Raw genomic sequence first — 15,987 nt, 5'->3', positions numbered from 1 at the left:
CCTCATTTAAATAAAATAGGTTTCTTCTCATGTGGAAGCTTCCATATCATTTTTTAAAGAATCATTTTGGTTTGAGGAATTTATCAACGTATGGATAATAGGCAGATAAATTACACTTTACTCCCAAGGTTTAATAATACATAGAGTAAAAGGAGTTCTCCTATCGCTAATTTAGACAAGTTATTGTTAACAAATTTACATCTTCCTAATTCAAGACAACATCGCTCCACCTGCCAAAAAACTTGTTAAAGGAAACCTACTACTCGTTCATAAAACGGAACGAACACGTATGGCTGAGTCTCCTAAGAAGTTAAGATTCACTTATCCTTTACAACTATATTATAGCATCACTATGCCCGATGTTTACTTAATTATTGTGACCAATTAGTGAACTCTTCAGAATAAAGTAAATATTCAACAAAAAGTGGAAAGGGCTGGTTTCATGTTAGATCAAGTTAAAAAGTATGCAGTACCCTTTGATTCTGTTGATAACTTAGATCCCCTGCTTGAAGCAATTGGTGATGCCAAATATGTACTTCTTGGGGAAGCATCTCATGGTACATCTGAGTTTTATACTGTACGAACAGAATTATCAAAAAGATTAATTTCGGAAAAAGGTTTTTCAGTTATTGCAGTTGAAGGTGATTGGCCTTCAAGCCAGAGCATCAATAAGTATATCAAGGGATATAATCATGTCAAGGATGTACAAAGCGTATTGGGATCTTTCAATAGATGGCCGACCTGGATGTGGGCTAACCAGGAAATTGCAGCTTTAGTCGATTGGCTAAAAGAGTATAATGATCAAAAAATCCCAAAACATAAGGTTGGTTTTTATGGTATCGATGTCTATAGTTTATGGGAAAGTATGGAAGAAATAATCCGTTATTTAGAAGATACACAGTCTCCGGGCATTGAACAAGCTAGAAAAGCTTTTTCATGCTTTGAACCATATAATAGAAACAATGAATCATATGCTGTTTCTGCCGGATACTTATCGGAGGACTGTATGAAAGAAGCATTAGAATTACTGGGGACAATAAGGAGAAATAAATGGAAATATGAAGATTTTGAAGAAAACAGCTTAGACATGGAAGTGAATGCAATAGTTACAAAAAATGCAGAGGCTTATTACCGAACAATGGTACAAAGTGATGCAGAGTCTTGGAATATTAGAGATCGTCACATGGTTGAAGCTCTAAATACTATTATGAATTATTATGGTGACGATGCAAAAGTTATTATCTGGGAGCATAATACCCATGTTGGCGATGCACGAGCAACAGATATGAAGGATGAGGGAATCGTTAATGTTGGCCAGCTTCTAAGGGAAGCAAAAGACCCTGGTGATGTTTTTATCGTTGGTTTCGGCACCTATAGCGGAAGGGTAATTGCCTCCAAGGAGTGGGGATCAAATCTCGAGAGCATGGAAGTCCCTAAAGCACAATTCGGCAGCTGGGAGTATATTTTGCATGATGCTGGCCCATTTAATAAATACCTAATATTTAACGAAGAAAATCGTTCGAAATTCAGCACCACTATTGGCCATCGTGCCATTGGGGTGGTTTACCGGCCAGAATACGAACATTTCGGTAATTACGTTCCCTCCAACATGAGCCAAAGGTATGATAGCTTTATTTTTATAGATCAAACTACTGCCTTGCATCCCCTTACTTTGGAAAGAAGTATTATTTTATAATAGTTATAAAGGTCTTCCACTGGATAGAGGAAGACCTTTATATCAATCTATAACGGGATTTTCGTAATTATCCTTTACAACTATATTATACTCGTTCACTTTTTCTTCAATCCGCCTTGAATTTTCTCTTAATTTATCATCATAAGGTATGGTGATCATTCTTCCATCTTTCATTTCAAACTTTACCTGGTAGTAGCCAGTTGTACCTTGATGGTTCCGATAAACCTGGTGTAAAGTCGTGACATCTTCCCACCCAAAGTGTTCTTCTTTAATACTTGTTAATGAATTATAATGAATTCCCTTTTCATCGAGATAGTAATAGTTTACCAAACTAAAAACAAAAACCGGAATACTCAGGAGAACCAATACCACTGTTATCCATTTTAATTTCTTGGCTTCTGTTTTTTGTCTTAAGATTAAGTAAACTGTCAGGACAACTGCTATGTACAGCATCCCAATCATAAAGCCAATGTAAGAGGTGAACGGTGTAGTGAAGAACCATTGTGAACGTGACATAAGAAACATGCTTTGATAGGTCGCTACTACTACAAATGGGACAAACAAACTGCTGATGTACAATATAATCGTATAAGCAACTATCTTTACTTGGGTTTCCTCTGATGATTCATCTTTTTTTCTAAATAAATTCAAAAATCTCCTTCTCCCTTTTATTTTCTAATAAATATTTGACGTAATAATCATTAAAAAGTTTTAAGATAAAAATAAAAAATTATGCGCTCGCCTTTTTCCTATTGATTACCACATTTCTTTGTGAAAGCAGGCTATGTAGAATMATACCAACCATAACAAAAATCATTCCAAACCACGCACTCATTGTTGGAAAAGCTGAATTCAAAAAGAGAAGCTCTCCAATTAAAGAAAACAACACTGCCATTGCTTGTGTAGCTTCAACTGCGGCAAGCTTTTTCATACTCCCTCTGACAAGGTCTGTAGCTTGAAAAAACAAAATGGTAGCAATAACTCCCGATGTAATCGCAACGATGCCAGATTGAATCGATTGTCCCATAGTCGGTGGTCCGACAGTCACAAGGCCGGTTAAAGCTAAAACGAACCAAAATGGCATACTAGCAATTGTCATCCCTAATACTCTTTGAAAAACATCAAGACGCCCACTGCATACTTCCATCATCTTTCTATTTCCTAAAGGATAGGCAAACGATGCAACAATAATAGGGATTATTCCAAAAGCTATTTCAATGAATGTTAAATGGTTAGCCTGCTCTACCTGCATCAAAACAATCCCCAGCAGGATAATTAAACTGAGCGACAAACCTTTAAATGGTATTTTACCCTTTACCCGTATTGGTCCATCTTTAGTCATAACTTTTTCGTAAAATAAAGGTGCCAGCAAGGATCCGGATATAATCGTAACTTGCCAAGTAGATGCGACAATCCATCCAGGAGCGTACGCAGCCGAAAAACAAAGAGGCCCATAAAATAAAACAAACCCAACAAAGCTCCATACTAGCCACGCTCTCGGATTATTTTTCATCTCAATTAGTAAGGTTTTAAGGTTTCTTCTTGCTAGAACAACAAGCAGAAGCAAAGGAACCATAAAAATATAACGAAGCGAGGCACTCCAGATCCAACTTCCTCCTGCCAAATCCATTGACCTATTTAAAATGAACGTAAAAGCAAAAAAGAAAGCAGCAAGTAAACCTAAGATGATGGGACGCATAATTATCTCCTTTTAACAATTCTCTTTTAACTCTATTCCTATATTTTACCACATTTCAGAAAAATCGTTATTTTAAGTTCTAAAATAATTAGTGCATACAATAAAAACGTTGTGCATAAATTGATTTGTCAATCATAGTTTGGAACCTTTTGAAAATACAAACGTATTTTTATTGTCTAAAAAATTTCGATTTGGGGATGAGCGTATGTTCGGTAAAGTAGCAGCTGATATTCTAGGAATAAGCGATGTCGGATCTGTCATTAAGCCTGAAAACTATGACAAAGTAGATGCAGATGATTATGTTTTACATGAGGATCATGAGAAGATATACTTTCTAATTAAATCTAAATCAGATGAGTATTGTTTTACAAATAATGCCCTAATCCATCTAGATGGTACAAGTGCAACTAGTAAGAAGCGCATGTTACACCGCTATAGTTATGCTGCCAATAGAATTTCGGATGTTAAACTTGAAACGGCTGGCACAGTTGATCTTGATGTAGAGATTAAATTTAAAATTGGCTCTCAACCGTTCTCGATTGATGTTCATAAAAAACATATTGAAGATGTAAAGGATCTATATAAGGCACTCATTAAAATCGCAGAAATTAGCCGCGAGAACGAGGTTTCCCTTCAAAACGCAAAACAAAGCCTTGATGTTGCCTCAACCACTTTAGGCAAAATGACTAGTTCAGATAATAATCTAGTTGTCCAGTTTAAAATGTTAAACCAAGCTGCTTTCCAATGGCTTGAAGATACAAAAAAACAATACAATATTAAGGATTTTGGCTACGTGTTCGATAAATACATTAACAATTAATGTAAAGCACTTTAGCAAACAAAGAAAAAATACCTCTAGTTTGACTAGGGGTATTTTATACATGTGGTGAACTTTTGAGAAATTAAACGACTTTTTCGTCTTCTACCCAATCATAAAGATCCTCAATCTGGCAATTTAATTCTTTAGAAATGGTCATGGCTGTACTCAAATTCATAATTTTCTTTGTCATATATTTATCAAGTTGATCTTTCGGGATACTAGTGTTGCGTTCTAACCCATCTAAATCCATGTTATTCTTATTTAATAAATGCTCGAGGTTACTCTTTTTCGCTTTAAAATTCGTCAAAATGACACCTCACTTTTTTAAAGCATAACATAGTTAACCCTCAATTCAAAGAAAGTGGGTTAATTTTCGATTTATCATATTTTCCATTTTCAATCACAGAAACTCTAACTTAATTTGTGGTATACTAAAGTAGGAACTAAAAAAGGGGTGTCGACTTTGAGGAGTCAAAATAATAGCTATAAAACCGGGCAAACAGTCAGTATCAAAGAAACTGGCGAAGAAGTAACTATTATGAAATCACAATATGTAAAAAATATGAAAAGATACTCGTATATAGTAAAAGAATATCCCACTACATTTTTTTTCGAAGAAGAATTACAAAATCGTAATTAAACCATTTTCAAACTAAAAAAGAAGACCCATTCCATAAAATGGTCTTCTTTTTTGTTTTTTCTTTATTTAAAAATCTGCATTCCCTGTAGTTCTTGGGAATGGGATCACATCTCTAATGTTTGTCATTCCAGTCAGATACATAATCAATCTCTCAAAACCTAACCCATAACCCGAATGTTTTGTTCCGCCATACTTTCTTAATTCAAGATACCACCAGTAATCTTCCTCATTCATACCAAGTTCGTTAATCTTCGCAGTTAAGATATCTTCACGTTCTTCACGCTGGCTTCCACCTATTAACTCTCCTATACCAGGTACTAGTAAATCTGTGGCTGCTACTGTTTTCTCATCTTCATTAAGCCTCATATAAAAAGCTTTTATTTCTTTTGGATAGTCGGTAACAAAGATTGGTTTGTTAAACACTTTTTCACAAAGGAAACGCTCATGCTCTGTTTGCAGGTCCAAGCCCCACTCAACTGGGTATGAAAACTTTTCTCCCGATTCCTTTAAAATCGAAATTGCTTCCGTATATGTTACACGAACAAATTCGGACGTATGTGCATTATTTAAACGATCTAATAAACCCTTCTCAATAAAGCTGTTGAAGAAGTTCATTTCCTCTGGAGCATGCTCCAGCACATAACCAATTACATACTTAACCATCTCTTCAGCGAGGTCCATTATATCTGGGAGTTCTGCAAATGCAAGTTCCGGTTCAATCATCCAGAATTCAGCCGCATGTCTTGCTGTATTAGAGTTTTCAGCTCTAAACGTTGGACCAAATGTATAAACATTTCGGAATGCTAACGCAAAAGCTTCAGCCGACAATTGCCCACTTACTGTCAAATTTGTTTCTTTATTAAAGAAGTCCTTCGTTAAGTCAGTTTTTCCTTCTTCGTTTTTAGGGAGATTGTCCAGATCTAGTGTTGTAATGCGGAACATTTCTCCAGCCCCCTCAGTATCACTACCTGTGATAATTGGAGAATGTACATACACATAACCTTTATCTTGAAAGAACTTGTGGATTGCATAAGATGCTAAAGATCTTACACGGAATACAGCTGAGAAAGTATTTGTTCTTGGTCTTAGATGAGCAATTGTTCTTAAGTACTCAAATGAATGTTTTTTCTTTTGCAATGGGTAGTCCGTTGTTGACGTTCCTTCAATCATAATACTAGTTGCTTTGATTTCAAAGGGCTGTTTTGCTTGTGGAGTATGTATAAAGTCTCCTAGCACTTTAATAGTAGAACTAATCGGCAGTTTCGTGATTTCTTTAAAGTTTCCTAGCTGTTCGTCGAAAACGATTTGAACACCTTTAAAGAAACTTCCATCATTTAACTCAATGAAACCAAAGGTTTTAGAATCCCGGATGGTTCGAATCCATCCAGATAGTTCAACTTGCTGACCAATAAACTGATCTGTATTTCTGTATAACTCCTTAATTAAGGCAGTTTTCATTGTTTATGACCTCCAAATCTTATGTAAAAAAACCTTCCATTCCCAAGGGGATGAAAGGTAACTTCCATGATATACATTGTTATTATCCCTTCAATATTATATTAAAATCACGTCAATTAAGCAATATTCTACTGAATTCAATTGAATTTTAAACTTTTATTATCGATCGGACAGTCCAGCCACAATAAATGACGACTTTCATACAGTTTAAAACACTAATTGACAATTTAAATGTATTTTCTGAAAATTTGCAGGATTTTTTAAAATAGAAGTCGAAATAATTAAGAAATGTACGATTCTTGATATAAGGAGTGTTGATTGTGGATAAAGTTACCTGTATTGCTTTTCTGCTGTATCAGTCTTCTAAGAGTCAAGACATCAAAGAAAAAGCCATTCAATTATTGAATGGTGATATTTCTATAAGAGATTTAAAGCGGAACGTTAAAACACAATCCTATATATTATCCGCTGAAACAAAATTAAGAAAAAATAAGATCGACAAGTTTCTTGTCCAGCAATTTGTCGAAGAATTTATGTTAGTAGAAGTATAGGCTTCCCGGCGGAAGCTTTTTTTATGGTAAAGTTTTCTCAAAAAACAAAATTTTCTTGCAATTGTCATTTAATTCTGTTTTAATATAAAGAAATCCCAATGAGTTCCAGAATTGTGCTGCTTTAAGGTTTTCACCTAGCATACCTAGGCGAACATTTTTCACACCTCGTTTACGCATTTCATTTTCGTAAAGAGCATACGCATGTGCTCCAAATCCAAACCCTTGGTAATCAACATGAATCATTATCAGTCCTAGCCACGGACAATTGTCTTTCGGATTTTCCATTAGGTAATCTAGAACCCCTATATAGGTATCCTCTAATTTAATGAAAACTGATGTTGTAGCTGGATTACTAAATTCATTTTCGATATCTGATAAAGTTCTAGTACGAATACCATTTTCAAACACGTTATAGTTGTGGTTTGAATTTACAATTTCAAGAGCTATATAGAGTGTTTCTTTTGTAATTTCTTCAAAATACATCAAAAGGGTTATCCTCCGTAATTAATTCTATTTTCGAATAGTTCAATTTTATTGAAAGAAAGGTGATTGTAGATGCAACAAGTTCATGTACTCGTTACGTATGAAGGAAAAAGCTATTTGACAAATGTAATAACCCATCACAATACCCCCGAAGAAGAGATATACCGAATCGCGTTAGAACAGGTACAAAAACAATGGAAAGTCACTAACTAATAAAACCCCACAGGCAGCTATTAACAGAGCTTCCATTATTATTCTATTCGAAATCTCCGTGATTAAGGAATACTAGATTAGTTAAAGCGGCGACTAGAGTTAGCCGCCGCTTTTATTTTCAATCATAATAAAACAATTCCCTCGATGTTGTCCTCATTAAAGGACTAATATCACCTGTGGTAAACATATACAGTTCATGCATGGCTCTTGTGCATACCGTGTAAAACAACTTTCTTTCACTTTCGTTTGAATACAGTGAGATGTCCGAAATAATAACAGCATCAAATTCTATACCCTTAGCCAGATAGGAAGGAATGACAAGAATCCCTTTCTCATATGATAGGGTCCCCTTCTCAATTAAATGCAGGGAAACTTCTTTCTTTAAATCGGTATACACTTTTTTACTATCATTTGCTGTCCTGCAGATTACTGCAATTGTCCTGTGTCCTTTATCTTGAAACTCCCTTATTTTGCTTGCAATTAAATGGTTTAAGGGCTGAACAGCCTTTTTAACTGCTGGTTTTGTTCCTTTTCGATTGAAAGGTTCTATCCATTCACCACCATCAATTAAACTGCTGGTAAACTCAACAATTTCTTTAGTAGAACGGTAGGTCTTAGATAAGACAATTCTCTCAGTATCTTCTCCTTCTTCTAATAAATCCGTCAAGGCATTTTCTGATCCGGTTGCACCTGAAAAAATAGCTTGGTTAAAATCCCCGAGCAAGGTCATTTTACTATATGGAAAGAGCTTTTGAAGATATGCAAACTGAAATGGTGTATAATCCTGAGCCTCATCAACAAAAATATGTCGTATTCCTGTGTTTGATTTTCGCCCCTCGATTAAATCCATTAAATAAACATAGGAAGTCGCATCCTCGTATGACAGTGAATGATTGGTCAACTGATTAATGGTTTGATTACAGATTTGCTCCCACTGATCAAGTAGTATTTCCTGATGATTTATCCCCTTTTCAAACAACATATGATAAAGCCCTAGAGTGTCAATAAATTTCAACCTTTTTACTCGTTTAAATAAGGGCTTAAACTTCTCTTTTACGACCATCTCAGCAAGCAGCTTTTGTTCCTGAGCGAAATCATCAAAACTATTATCAGTATATCGGCTTTTTTCTTGCAGCTTCTTAAAAGCCTCTAAGTAATCTTCCTTGTCGAGGAATTGAATTTCTTCCTCCACCCAGCTTTCGACACGTTCCTTCCTTACTTTTCTTTTAAGTTCCCTAAGAAGCCATTCCTTTACGTGTTCCATCCGGTTGGGGATGCTTATATCTTTATCTAGCGAGTAAAAATGGTCATAGATATCCTCTTTCGAAATGAACACTTCACCACGGAAGTGTAAATCTTTAAAAAGAAGTCCCCTTTTTGATAATTCAACCACGAACTGATCAATGATATTCTTAAATGTTAGGCTTCCCTTGAAACGTATTCCTTCTACCCTTGTGTGATACCCCTCTTGATTTATCTCACCATTAAGTAAGTATTCCATCTGATCAAAAGCATCTTCAACTACGACGCCTTTCCCAATGCGATGGTGTAAATATTCCATAAATGTTACTTGCTGCATATTTTCTTCACCTAACTCAGGAAGCACAGTTGCAACATAACTATTAAACAAAGGGTTGGGAGAAAAGAGCATAATATTTTCTGATTTTATCGTGTCTCGGTAGCGATAAAGTAAATAGGCGACCCTTTGCAGGGCAGCAGAAGTTTTACCGCTTCCTGCCACGCCTTGAACAATTAGCAGCCTGCTCTTTTCATTACGAATAATCTTATTTTGTTCTTGTTGAATGGTAGCTACAATACTCTTCATTTGAGTATTTGCGTTATTCCCAAGTACCTCCTGCAGCATCTCATCACCGATGGTTACACCTGTTTCGAACATGGCCTTTATTTCACCTGTTCTAATAATGAACTGCCTTTTTAGTTCCATTTCCCCTTCTATCAAGCCATCTAATGTTTTGTACTGGGCAGACCCTGGTGAGAAATCATAATATAAACTAGAAATGGGTGCCCGCCAATCGTAGATTAGAAAATCTTGATCATCTTCATCCATAAAGGAAGAAATACCAAGATAAATTTGATCCGCTTTTGCTTCACCATTTTCTTTGAAATCAATTCGGCCAAAGTATGGTGATGAATATAGCCTGCTCAAAGTATTAAGCTGCTGATCCACTTGCCGATATGTCCGTTCTCGTTCTGATAATAATTCGGCCTGCTGCTTAATACTAGCAGCTGATTCTATTTTGTCGTCAGGTTCATCAAAATTAACGGTTACATCCTCCCAAAAGAGTTTCCGAATATCAAGAACATCGGTCCTAATCTTACCACTACTTTTCTGGAGTTTATCAACCTTGCTCTTTATTTGCTTTAATATAAAATTTACCCGGTTTTGTTCGTCTTTCCAGTTATTTCTCTGCACATCACTCATAAAATCACTCCCCAGAAAAATTATGTCCTTTTATTTGACAACCAAAAAACTATGTGGTAAAATTATAATAAGGGGTATATCATGCTGGTGTAATCAAATCAAACTTAAACTAAAATTTATTTTAACATAGCTCTAATCTGTAAACAATACATTCTTCGCCCTAAAGGCGTTTTTTTATATTTATTTACCCTAACCATCCTCGTTTCTTCTCATTCAGTTTCTTCTTTCTCATTTTCAAACACAAAGTCTCTAAAAATCCCGTATACGGTAATTAGGATGATTCTAATCAGGATGAACTCCAACCAATGAATTTTACTCCTTAACAGTTTTATTTTTTTAAAGAAAGTGTTTAGGACAATACTTGATAAAAGGGCAGTAAACTTTTTTCTCCAAGTGTTTTCCCTCAACAAAATGATCGTCGACATTAGGGACGTTGCGATCGCATATAGAGGAACAATCACAAAATGTTCTTTCCAAGAATGAAACTTCCCAATTCCAAATCGGAATTTTCGAGTAGCTGCGAATAAAAATAATACATTGGCCTCAGTAACCATCATCATTAAAAATAATGACATTACTCTTAAGCCCCTAAATTTCTGATTTAATCCCCAGTTCCACAAATCACTAAATTTAAAATACACCGGTATTAAGATAAGTGTGTAAATCGTTTTCCACCAATGCTTTTTAAAAATTTTTAGTCGTACAAAAATTAACTCTACAATTGAAAAGTACAAGCCGCCGATAAACTTTCCGATCCAACCTATTTTTACTGAGGTTAAGAAAACCGCTGTGAACGGAACAAAAATGGCTTGAGATAAAATGGCTCCCACAATATCATCAAAAAACGGTTTTTTCATGATTTTCGGTTTATAGGTATAAGCATTAAATATATTTAAAACAATATATTCGAATAAGTAGGCAACCCCAATATTAGACATTAATAAAACGAATAACTTTTTTCTTTGTTTATTCTTATGAAAGGTAAATACCAAAAGTGCTGTATGAATCATTAGCAGCAAAACAAAGGGTATTGTATTTTTTTTCTTCTTCATAATTAAATCCTCTCAATATGGCTAGGTAGTTATAGTATTTGACTAACACCTAGTTTCATTCCATCTAATAATTAGTTGCCCTCCGCTACTTGTAAAAATTAAATAAAAAATGTTTGACAATATAGTGACCTCCAACATATAATTTATCTTGAATTAAGTTATTTTAATTTCGAGATAAATAAATTAAAAACAATCTGGAGGAGAAAAAAATGACAAAAACAAAATGGGCTCTTGATCCGTCACACAGCAGCGTAGATTTCTCAGTAAGACATATGATGATTGCAAATGTAAAGGGAACATTCCATAACTTTACCGCTACTATCGAAGCAGATCCAACAGATTTAACATCTGCAAACATTGAATTTTCAGTTGAAACTGCTAGTGTTGATACACGTAATAAAGACCGTGATGCTCACCTTGTTTCAGCAGATTTCTTTGATGCTGAAACTCACCCAAACATGACCTTCCGGACTACTAACATTGAAAAAACAGAAGAGGGAGAATATAAAGCTACTGGTGATTTATCTCTACGTGGCGTTACAAAACAAGAAACTTTTGTTGTAACATTTGAAGGCCAAGGTAAAGACCCTTGGGGTAACGAAAAGGTTGGTTTCAGCGCAGAGGGAACGCTCAACCGCTCCGACTATGGTTTGGTTTGGAATGCAGCATTAGAAACTGGCGGCGTTCTTGTTGGTGATAAAGTAAAAATCAATTTGCAAATTCAAGCTGCTAAAGCATAATTATTTACAAAAAAAGCTCTCCAACCTTTGGAGAGCTTTTTCTTACTGCATCACTTATTTAACTCTGTGCTTAAGAATCTTGCTAACTCAAGCATTCCATACTTCTCCGTCTTTGCTTCAGCATCGGCATTATAATTCGTATTCGTATTAATATCGTATGTAAAAATCTCTCCATCAGCATTTTGGATAAATTCAATACCTGCAATTTGAATATCGTTTGCAGCTAGTAACTTTTCATAATTTCTTAAAATGGGATTTGAAAAAGTCTCAAGAATTTCAAATTTAGGTTTTACATCTGTTTGTTCACCTATAGGGCAAAATAAATCCTCTATTTGACAAGCATCCGCTGGGCAGAGTTGAAATCCTCCACTAGAATCTACCTTAACTGCGTAAACAAACTTCCCACCGACAAATTCACAACGTATGATACAATTTTCTGGTGACTGAATATATTCTTGTATTAACGTTATACCATCTATCGGCTCTTCAAAGGACTGACCTTCCACATAATTTCTTAACGCAGGAATCGATTGGAATAACTGAACTCCAAGTCCTTTCCCTGCCCGATTGTGTTTTGTAATGAAGGGTACCCCATCAAACTCATTTGCAGCCTCGATAATTTGTTCCTTACCAACTGTAGCAATGGTACGAGGTGTATGTATACCAAACTTTTTTAATTCGAGATATTGTTGTACTTTGCTAATCTCAAGCTGAAGTGCACGCGTTCCATTAAAAACCTTTCTACCGTGAGCTTCAAGCCAAGCAAGAACTTGTAATGTGAACTCAGGTGCATATCGATGTCCTCTTGTGTGAGAGGAGGCACTCATACGATTATAATAAATACCTTCCGGTGGTTCTTTTGAGAGGTCAAGGCGTCCTCCATCCAAATACCATTCTTCATATGGTACCTGTAGTTGGTCTAGACGGTTGGTAAGGTGTACGGTCCACTCCCTATTTTCATGAATGATATAGACTTTTTTCATAAAGAAAATCTCCTCTCTATCTATCCAAATCTAGTTACTATTATACTACCAGGCATTAGAAAAAAAAAAGCCGCAGTAGTCGGCTTTATTCATTATCTGATGGTGACTCTTGTACCGTTTGGGACTAATTCAGCAAGTTGGAGTACATCTCGATTATACATTCTTATACAGCCTTTTGATACTGCTTTGCCGATTGAACTAGGATCATTCGTTCCGTGAATGCCATATCCTTGTTTGGATAATGACAACCACAAAACCCCATAGGGCCCTCCAGGATTCATTTGCCGGTTTACAATCACAAATTCACCGATTGGTGTCCCTGATAACATCTTGCCGACAGCGATTGGAAAAATTCTAACTAATTTCCCGTTATTAAATAAAGATAGTTTTCTTTTCCCTATTGATATTTGTATCTGATATGGAATTGTATTAGGGTCAGGTAAACCTGGGATTTTAATTTTTTGTCCAACAGACAATTGCTGATAATTTACTCCAGGATTTGCTGCATAAAGCTGCCCAAGAGTAATGCGGTAATCTACAGAGATTTTATATAGCGTATCACCCGGCTTAACGATGTGAAACATAGGATCCCGCCTTTTTCATTAGCATATGTTGGGACACTTCAACGGTTGCCTTAATACTATTCAAATAAAAAAACGTAATCAGAATATACTGATTACGGAAAGTGTCTACGTGCCCTTACTATCTACTTTTTACCAGCATATTTACAGCTTCTTCAACAAGTTTTGAAGAATCATTATTTCCGGATTCGATGGATTCCCTAATGCAATGCTCTAGGTTCGAACTGACAATAACCGCAATCGTACGGTCGATCGCTGACCTAGCTGCAGACAATTGAGTAATAACGTCCTTACAATCCTTACCCTCGTCCATCATTCTTAAGATTCCTTTTATTTGACCTTCTACACGTTTTAAGCGATTAACTGACTTATCATTATAAATCATCATCTTTTTCACCTCTGTTGTTTCCGATTTTAATCTAAAATCATCCAGAAGTCTATTACTTATATGAACAATTTTTAACCTACTCCCCTCTCCCGATCATTACCTACCTTTTAAAAAGATTATTTTTTCAGTTAACCTGCTATGCGAATCTTAACACAAATTACCGGTACGGATTGGGGTATTTAACTTTTTTAGGAAATTGGTCACAAATGACCAATTCCACCATTATTCTAGCCTAAAGAGTGATGATAAATCTTCTCGAATGTGATTGATGTAAAAATAATCATTGCTTGAAGGATCATAAACATAATCTTCCTTCCATTCGTTTATGTTCTTAGTAATTTCCTCCATCGCACTTATAAATAATTTTATTTCTTCATCCGTCATAATTGGGTGTATCGAAAAACGGACCCACCCTGGTTTTGTCGAAAGATCGCCCTGATCAATCTTATTTACAATCTGCTTTGATGTTTTTTGGTCAATGTCTAAAAGGAGATGACCATATGTGCCTGCACACGAGCAGCCACCTCGAACTTGGATTCCATATCGATCATTTAACAGCCTGACAATTAGGTTATAGTGGATATTTTCGTTAAAGAATGAAACAATACCTAACCGGTCCTTTCTTGTAGCTTCTAATATATGGAGTTTTGGTATCTTCTCTAAACCCGATAACAGGAGATTAAGCTGTTCCTTCTCCCGTTTTAAAATATTTTCAATCCCCATTTGGTTTTTCAAATTTATACAGAGGGCTGTGCGAACCGCTTGAAGAATACCAGGTGTCCCTCCATCCTCTCGGATTTCAATTTCATTTATATATTTGTGTCCACCCCATGGATTTGTCCATGTTACGGTTCCTCCACCAGGATGATCCGGAATTTTATTAGTATACAATCTCTTATCAAAAAGTAAAACACCGCTAGATCCTGGGCCCCCTAAGAACTTATGTGGTGAAAATAGAATAGCATCCAGCTTTTCTGAAGGGTCTAATGGGTGCATGTCAATCTTTACATATGGTGCGGATGCAGCGAAATCTACAATACAAATACCACCATGCTGATGCATTATTTTTGCTAAATGATGATATTTTGTTTGGATTCCAGTTACATTTGAACATGCAGTGAACGAACCAATCTTAAGCGGACGATCTTTATATCTCTTTAATAGGAATTCAAGATGTTTTACATCTACATCTCCATGCTCATCAGGATTAATGATTTCCACATCAGCTATCGTTTCTAGCCATGTCGTTTGGTTTGAGTGATGTTCCATATGGGTTATAAATACAATTGGACGCTCACTGCTCTTCAGCTTTAAATGAGCTCTCCATTGTTCAGGAACTCTAACACCTAATATTCTTTGGAATTTATTTATGACGGAGGTCATACCAAAACCATCTAGGATTAATACATCATCTTCGTCCGCATTCACATGTTCCTTAATGATCTTCCTTGATTGTAGGTAAATACCTGTTGTGGTTAGGCTAGTAATGTTTGATTCAGTATGTGTATTAGCCAAAAAAGGTCCAACCACCTCAGAGATTCTCTGCTCAATTGGATCGTAGAGCCTGCCGCTTGCTGTCCAATCTGCATAGATAATTCGACTTTTACCATATGGAGTCTGGAACTCTTGATTCATTCCAATCACTTGAGAACGAAATTTCTGAAAATATTCCTCCAAATTACTAGGTATGTGGTACAGGTTACTACCGATCCTTGCTGTAATCACTGTTCATCACCTCACAGTATTTTGTGCTTTAATTTACTATATGCACAGCAATTAAAGTCGGATATTTTTGGTCTGTTAAAGATCAATTTCTCAATAATAAAACCTGACCTTTTTTTGGTCAGGTTCTAATTTATTATACTTAGACTGTTAGTTTTGATGTTTCTTTCCTATTTACCTCATCGATCTTTTGTATAAACATTTGAAATACCCTTCTTTTTTCTTCTAGATCTTTTATGTATTCTTTTAATTGATTATAACTTTCTTCAAAAGGTTTATGATACATTTGCCGGATGTTTTCAATAATTTCTTCATTAACTGTCGATTGAATGACCTGCTTGGTTATTCCATATTTATAAGAATAAACTTTTAATTCCTGAGCCACTTCATCGTATTCTTTATCAATTTCACCTAGCACTAAAGAGATGTCACTCTTCCATTCATCGAGTGATTTTTGTAAATAAGATTTTGCCATTGTCTCTTCCATCATACACCGCCTGATAAGGTTCAATTTGGAT

General features: G+C 35.6%; 17 protein-coding genes. 5 read left to right on the top strand and 12 right to left on the bottom strand.

The window, feature by feature from the left end; translation table 11 throughout:
* Positions 1 to 442: 442 nt before the first annotated feature.
* On the top strand, positions 443 to 1,696 hold the full coding sequence (locus tag BTR25_RS11920) for an erythromycin esterase family protein (protein ID WP_075688301.1): 1,254 nt from the start codon (positions 443 to 445) through the stop codon (positions 1,694 to 1,696).
* A gap of 42 nt (positions 1,697 to 1,738) precedes the next feature.
* Here the strand turns inward: BTR25_RS11920 and BTR25_RS11915 are convergent, their stop codons facing one another.
* Complete coding sequence (locus BTR25_RS11915; RefSeq protein WP_075688300.1) at positions 1,739 to 2,347, bottom strand: hypothetical protein; 609 nt, start codon at positions 2,345 to 2,347, stop codon at positions 1,739 to 1,741.
* A gap of 79 nt (positions 2,348 to 2,426) precedes the next feature.
* A complete protein-coding gene (locus tag BTR25_RS11910; RefSeq protein ID WP_075688299.1) occupies positions 2,427 to 3,395 on the bottom strand; it encodes a DMT family transporter in 969 nt (322 codons plus the stop codon).
* A gap of 205 nt (positions 3,396 to 3,600) precedes the next feature.
* Here BTR25_RS11910 and BTR25_RS11905 point away from each other — a divergent pair, with 205 nt between their 5' ends.
* Positions 3,601 to 4,215, top strand: a complete 615-nt coding sequence (locus BTR25_RS11905) for a PH domain-containing protein (RefSeq protein ID WP_075688298.1) — start codon at positions 3,601 to 3,603, stop codon at positions 4,213 to 4,215.
* Between the two features lie 82 nt (positions 4,216 to 4,297).
* Here BTR25_RS11905 and BTR25_RS11900 read toward each other — a convergent pair whose 3' ends face one another.
* Positions 4,298 to 4,522 (bottom strand): helix-turn-helix domain-containing protein, encoded by a 225-nt coding sequence (locus BTR25_RS11900; RefSeq protein ID WP_075688297.1) that lies wholly within the window; start codon positions 4,520 to 4,522, stop codon positions 4,298 to 4,300.
* Positions 4,523 to 4,921: 399 nt separating this feature from the next.
* Complete coding sequence (gene asnS / locus BTR25_RS11895; RefSeq protein ID WP_075688296.1) at positions 4,922 to 6,313, bottom strand: asparagine--tRNA ligase; 1,392 nt, start codon at positions 6,311 to 6,313, stop codon at positions 4,922 to 4,924.
* A gap of 320 nt (positions 6,314 to 6,633) precedes the next feature.
* Between asnS and BTR25_RS11890 the strand changes: the two genes are divergently transcribed.
* Positions 6,634 to 6,864, top strand: a complete 231-nt coding sequence (locus BTR25_RS11890; protein WP_075688295.1) for a hypothetical protein — start codon at positions 6,634 to 6,636, stop codon at positions 6,862 to 6,864.
* 21 nt (positions 6,865 to 6,885) lie between these two features.
* Here BTR25_RS11890 and BTR25_RS11885 read toward each other — a convergent pair whose 3' ends face one another.
* A complete protein-coding gene (locus BTR25_RS11885) occupies positions 6,886 to 7,347 on the bottom strand; it encodes a GNAT family N-acetyltransferase (protein ID WP_083652342.1) in 462 nt (153 codons plus the stop codon).
* A 72-nt stretch (positions 7,348 to 7,419) separates the two neighbouring features.
* Here BTR25_RS11885 and BTR25_RS11880 point away from each other — a divergent pair, with 72 nt between their 5' ends.
* Complete coding sequence (locus BTR25_RS11880) at positions 7,420 to 7,560, top strand: BA3454 family stress response protein (RefSeq protein WP_075688293.1); 141 nt, start codon at positions 7,420 to 7,422, stop codon at positions 7,558 to 7,560.
* Positions 7,561 to 7,678: 118 nt separating this feature from the next.
* Here BTR25_RS11880 and helD read toward each other — a convergent pair whose 3' ends face one another.
* A complete protein-coding gene (gene helD / locus BTR25_RS11875) occupies positions 7,679 to 10,003 on the bottom strand; it encodes an RNA polymerase recycling motor HelD (protein WP_075688292.1) in 2,325 nt (774 codons plus the stop codon).
* Positions 10,004 to 10,212: 209 nt separating this feature from the next.
* On the bottom strand, positions 10,213 to 11,055 hold the full coding sequence (locus BTR25_RS11870) for a hypothetical protein (RefSeq protein ID WP_075688291.1): 843 nt from the start codon (positions 11,053 to 11,055) through the stop codon (positions 10,213 to 10,215).
* Between the two features lie 209 nt (positions 11,056 to 11,264).
* On the opposite strand from BTR25_RS11870, the gene BTR25_RS11865 reads away from it, so the two are divergent.
* Complete coding sequence (locus BTR25_RS11865) at positions 11,265 to 11,795, top strand: YceI family protein (RefSeq protein WP_075688290.1); 531 nt, start codon at positions 11,265 to 11,267, stop codon at positions 11,793 to 11,795.
* A 50-nt stretch (positions 11,796 to 11,845) separates the two neighbouring features.
* On the opposite strand, the gene BTR25_RS11860 is transcribed toward BTR25_RS11865, so the two are convergent.
* From BTR25_RS11860 to BTR25_RS11840, 5 genes are all read right to left on the bottom strand, one after another.
* Complete coding sequence (locus tag BTR25_RS11860) at positions 11,846 to 12,778, bottom strand: ATP-grasp domain-containing protein (protein ID WP_075688289.1); 933 nt, start codon at positions 12,776 to 12,778, stop codon at positions 11,846 to 11,848.
* 92 nt (positions 12,779 to 12,870) lie between these two features.
* On the bottom strand, positions 12,871 to 13,362 hold the full coding sequence (locus BTR25_RS11855; protein ID WP_075688288.1) for a L,D-transpeptidase family protein: 492 nt from the start codon (positions 13,360 to 13,362) through the stop codon (positions 12,871 to 12,873).
* 118 nt (positions 13,363 to 13,480) lie between these two features.
* Positions 13,481 to 13,744 carry a metal-sensitive transcriptional regulator gene (locus BTR25_RS11850; protein ID WP_075688287.1) on the bottom strand — a complete coding sequence of 88 codons (264 nt, stop codon included), beginning with the start codon at positions 13,742 to 13,744 and terminating at the stop codon, positions 13,481 to 13,483.
* 225 nt (positions 13,745 to 13,969) lie between these two features.
* On the bottom strand, positions 13,970 to 15,472 hold the full coding sequence (locus BTR25_RS11845) for an aminotransferase class V-fold PLP-dependent enzyme (RefSeq protein ID WP_075688286.1): 1,503 nt from the start codon (positions 15,470 to 15,472) through the stop codon (positions 13,970 to 13,972).
* A 139-nt stretch (positions 15,473 to 15,611) separates the two neighbouring features.
* Entirely contained in the window at positions 15,612 to 15,956 is a 345-nt protein-coding gene (locus BTR25_RS11840; protein WP_075688285.1) for a hypothetical protein, read from the bottom strand.
* Positions 15,957 to 15,987: the final 31 nt, after the last annotated feature.

The sequence above is a fragment of the Bacillus sp. MRMR6 genome (assembly GCF_001940785.1).
Classification (GTDB): Bacteria; Bacillota; Bacilli; order Bacillales; family Cytobacillaceae; genus Neobacillus.
The sequence above is the reverse complement of the archived record's forward strand: the minus strand, read 5'-3'. Positions and strand labels throughout refer to the sequence as shown.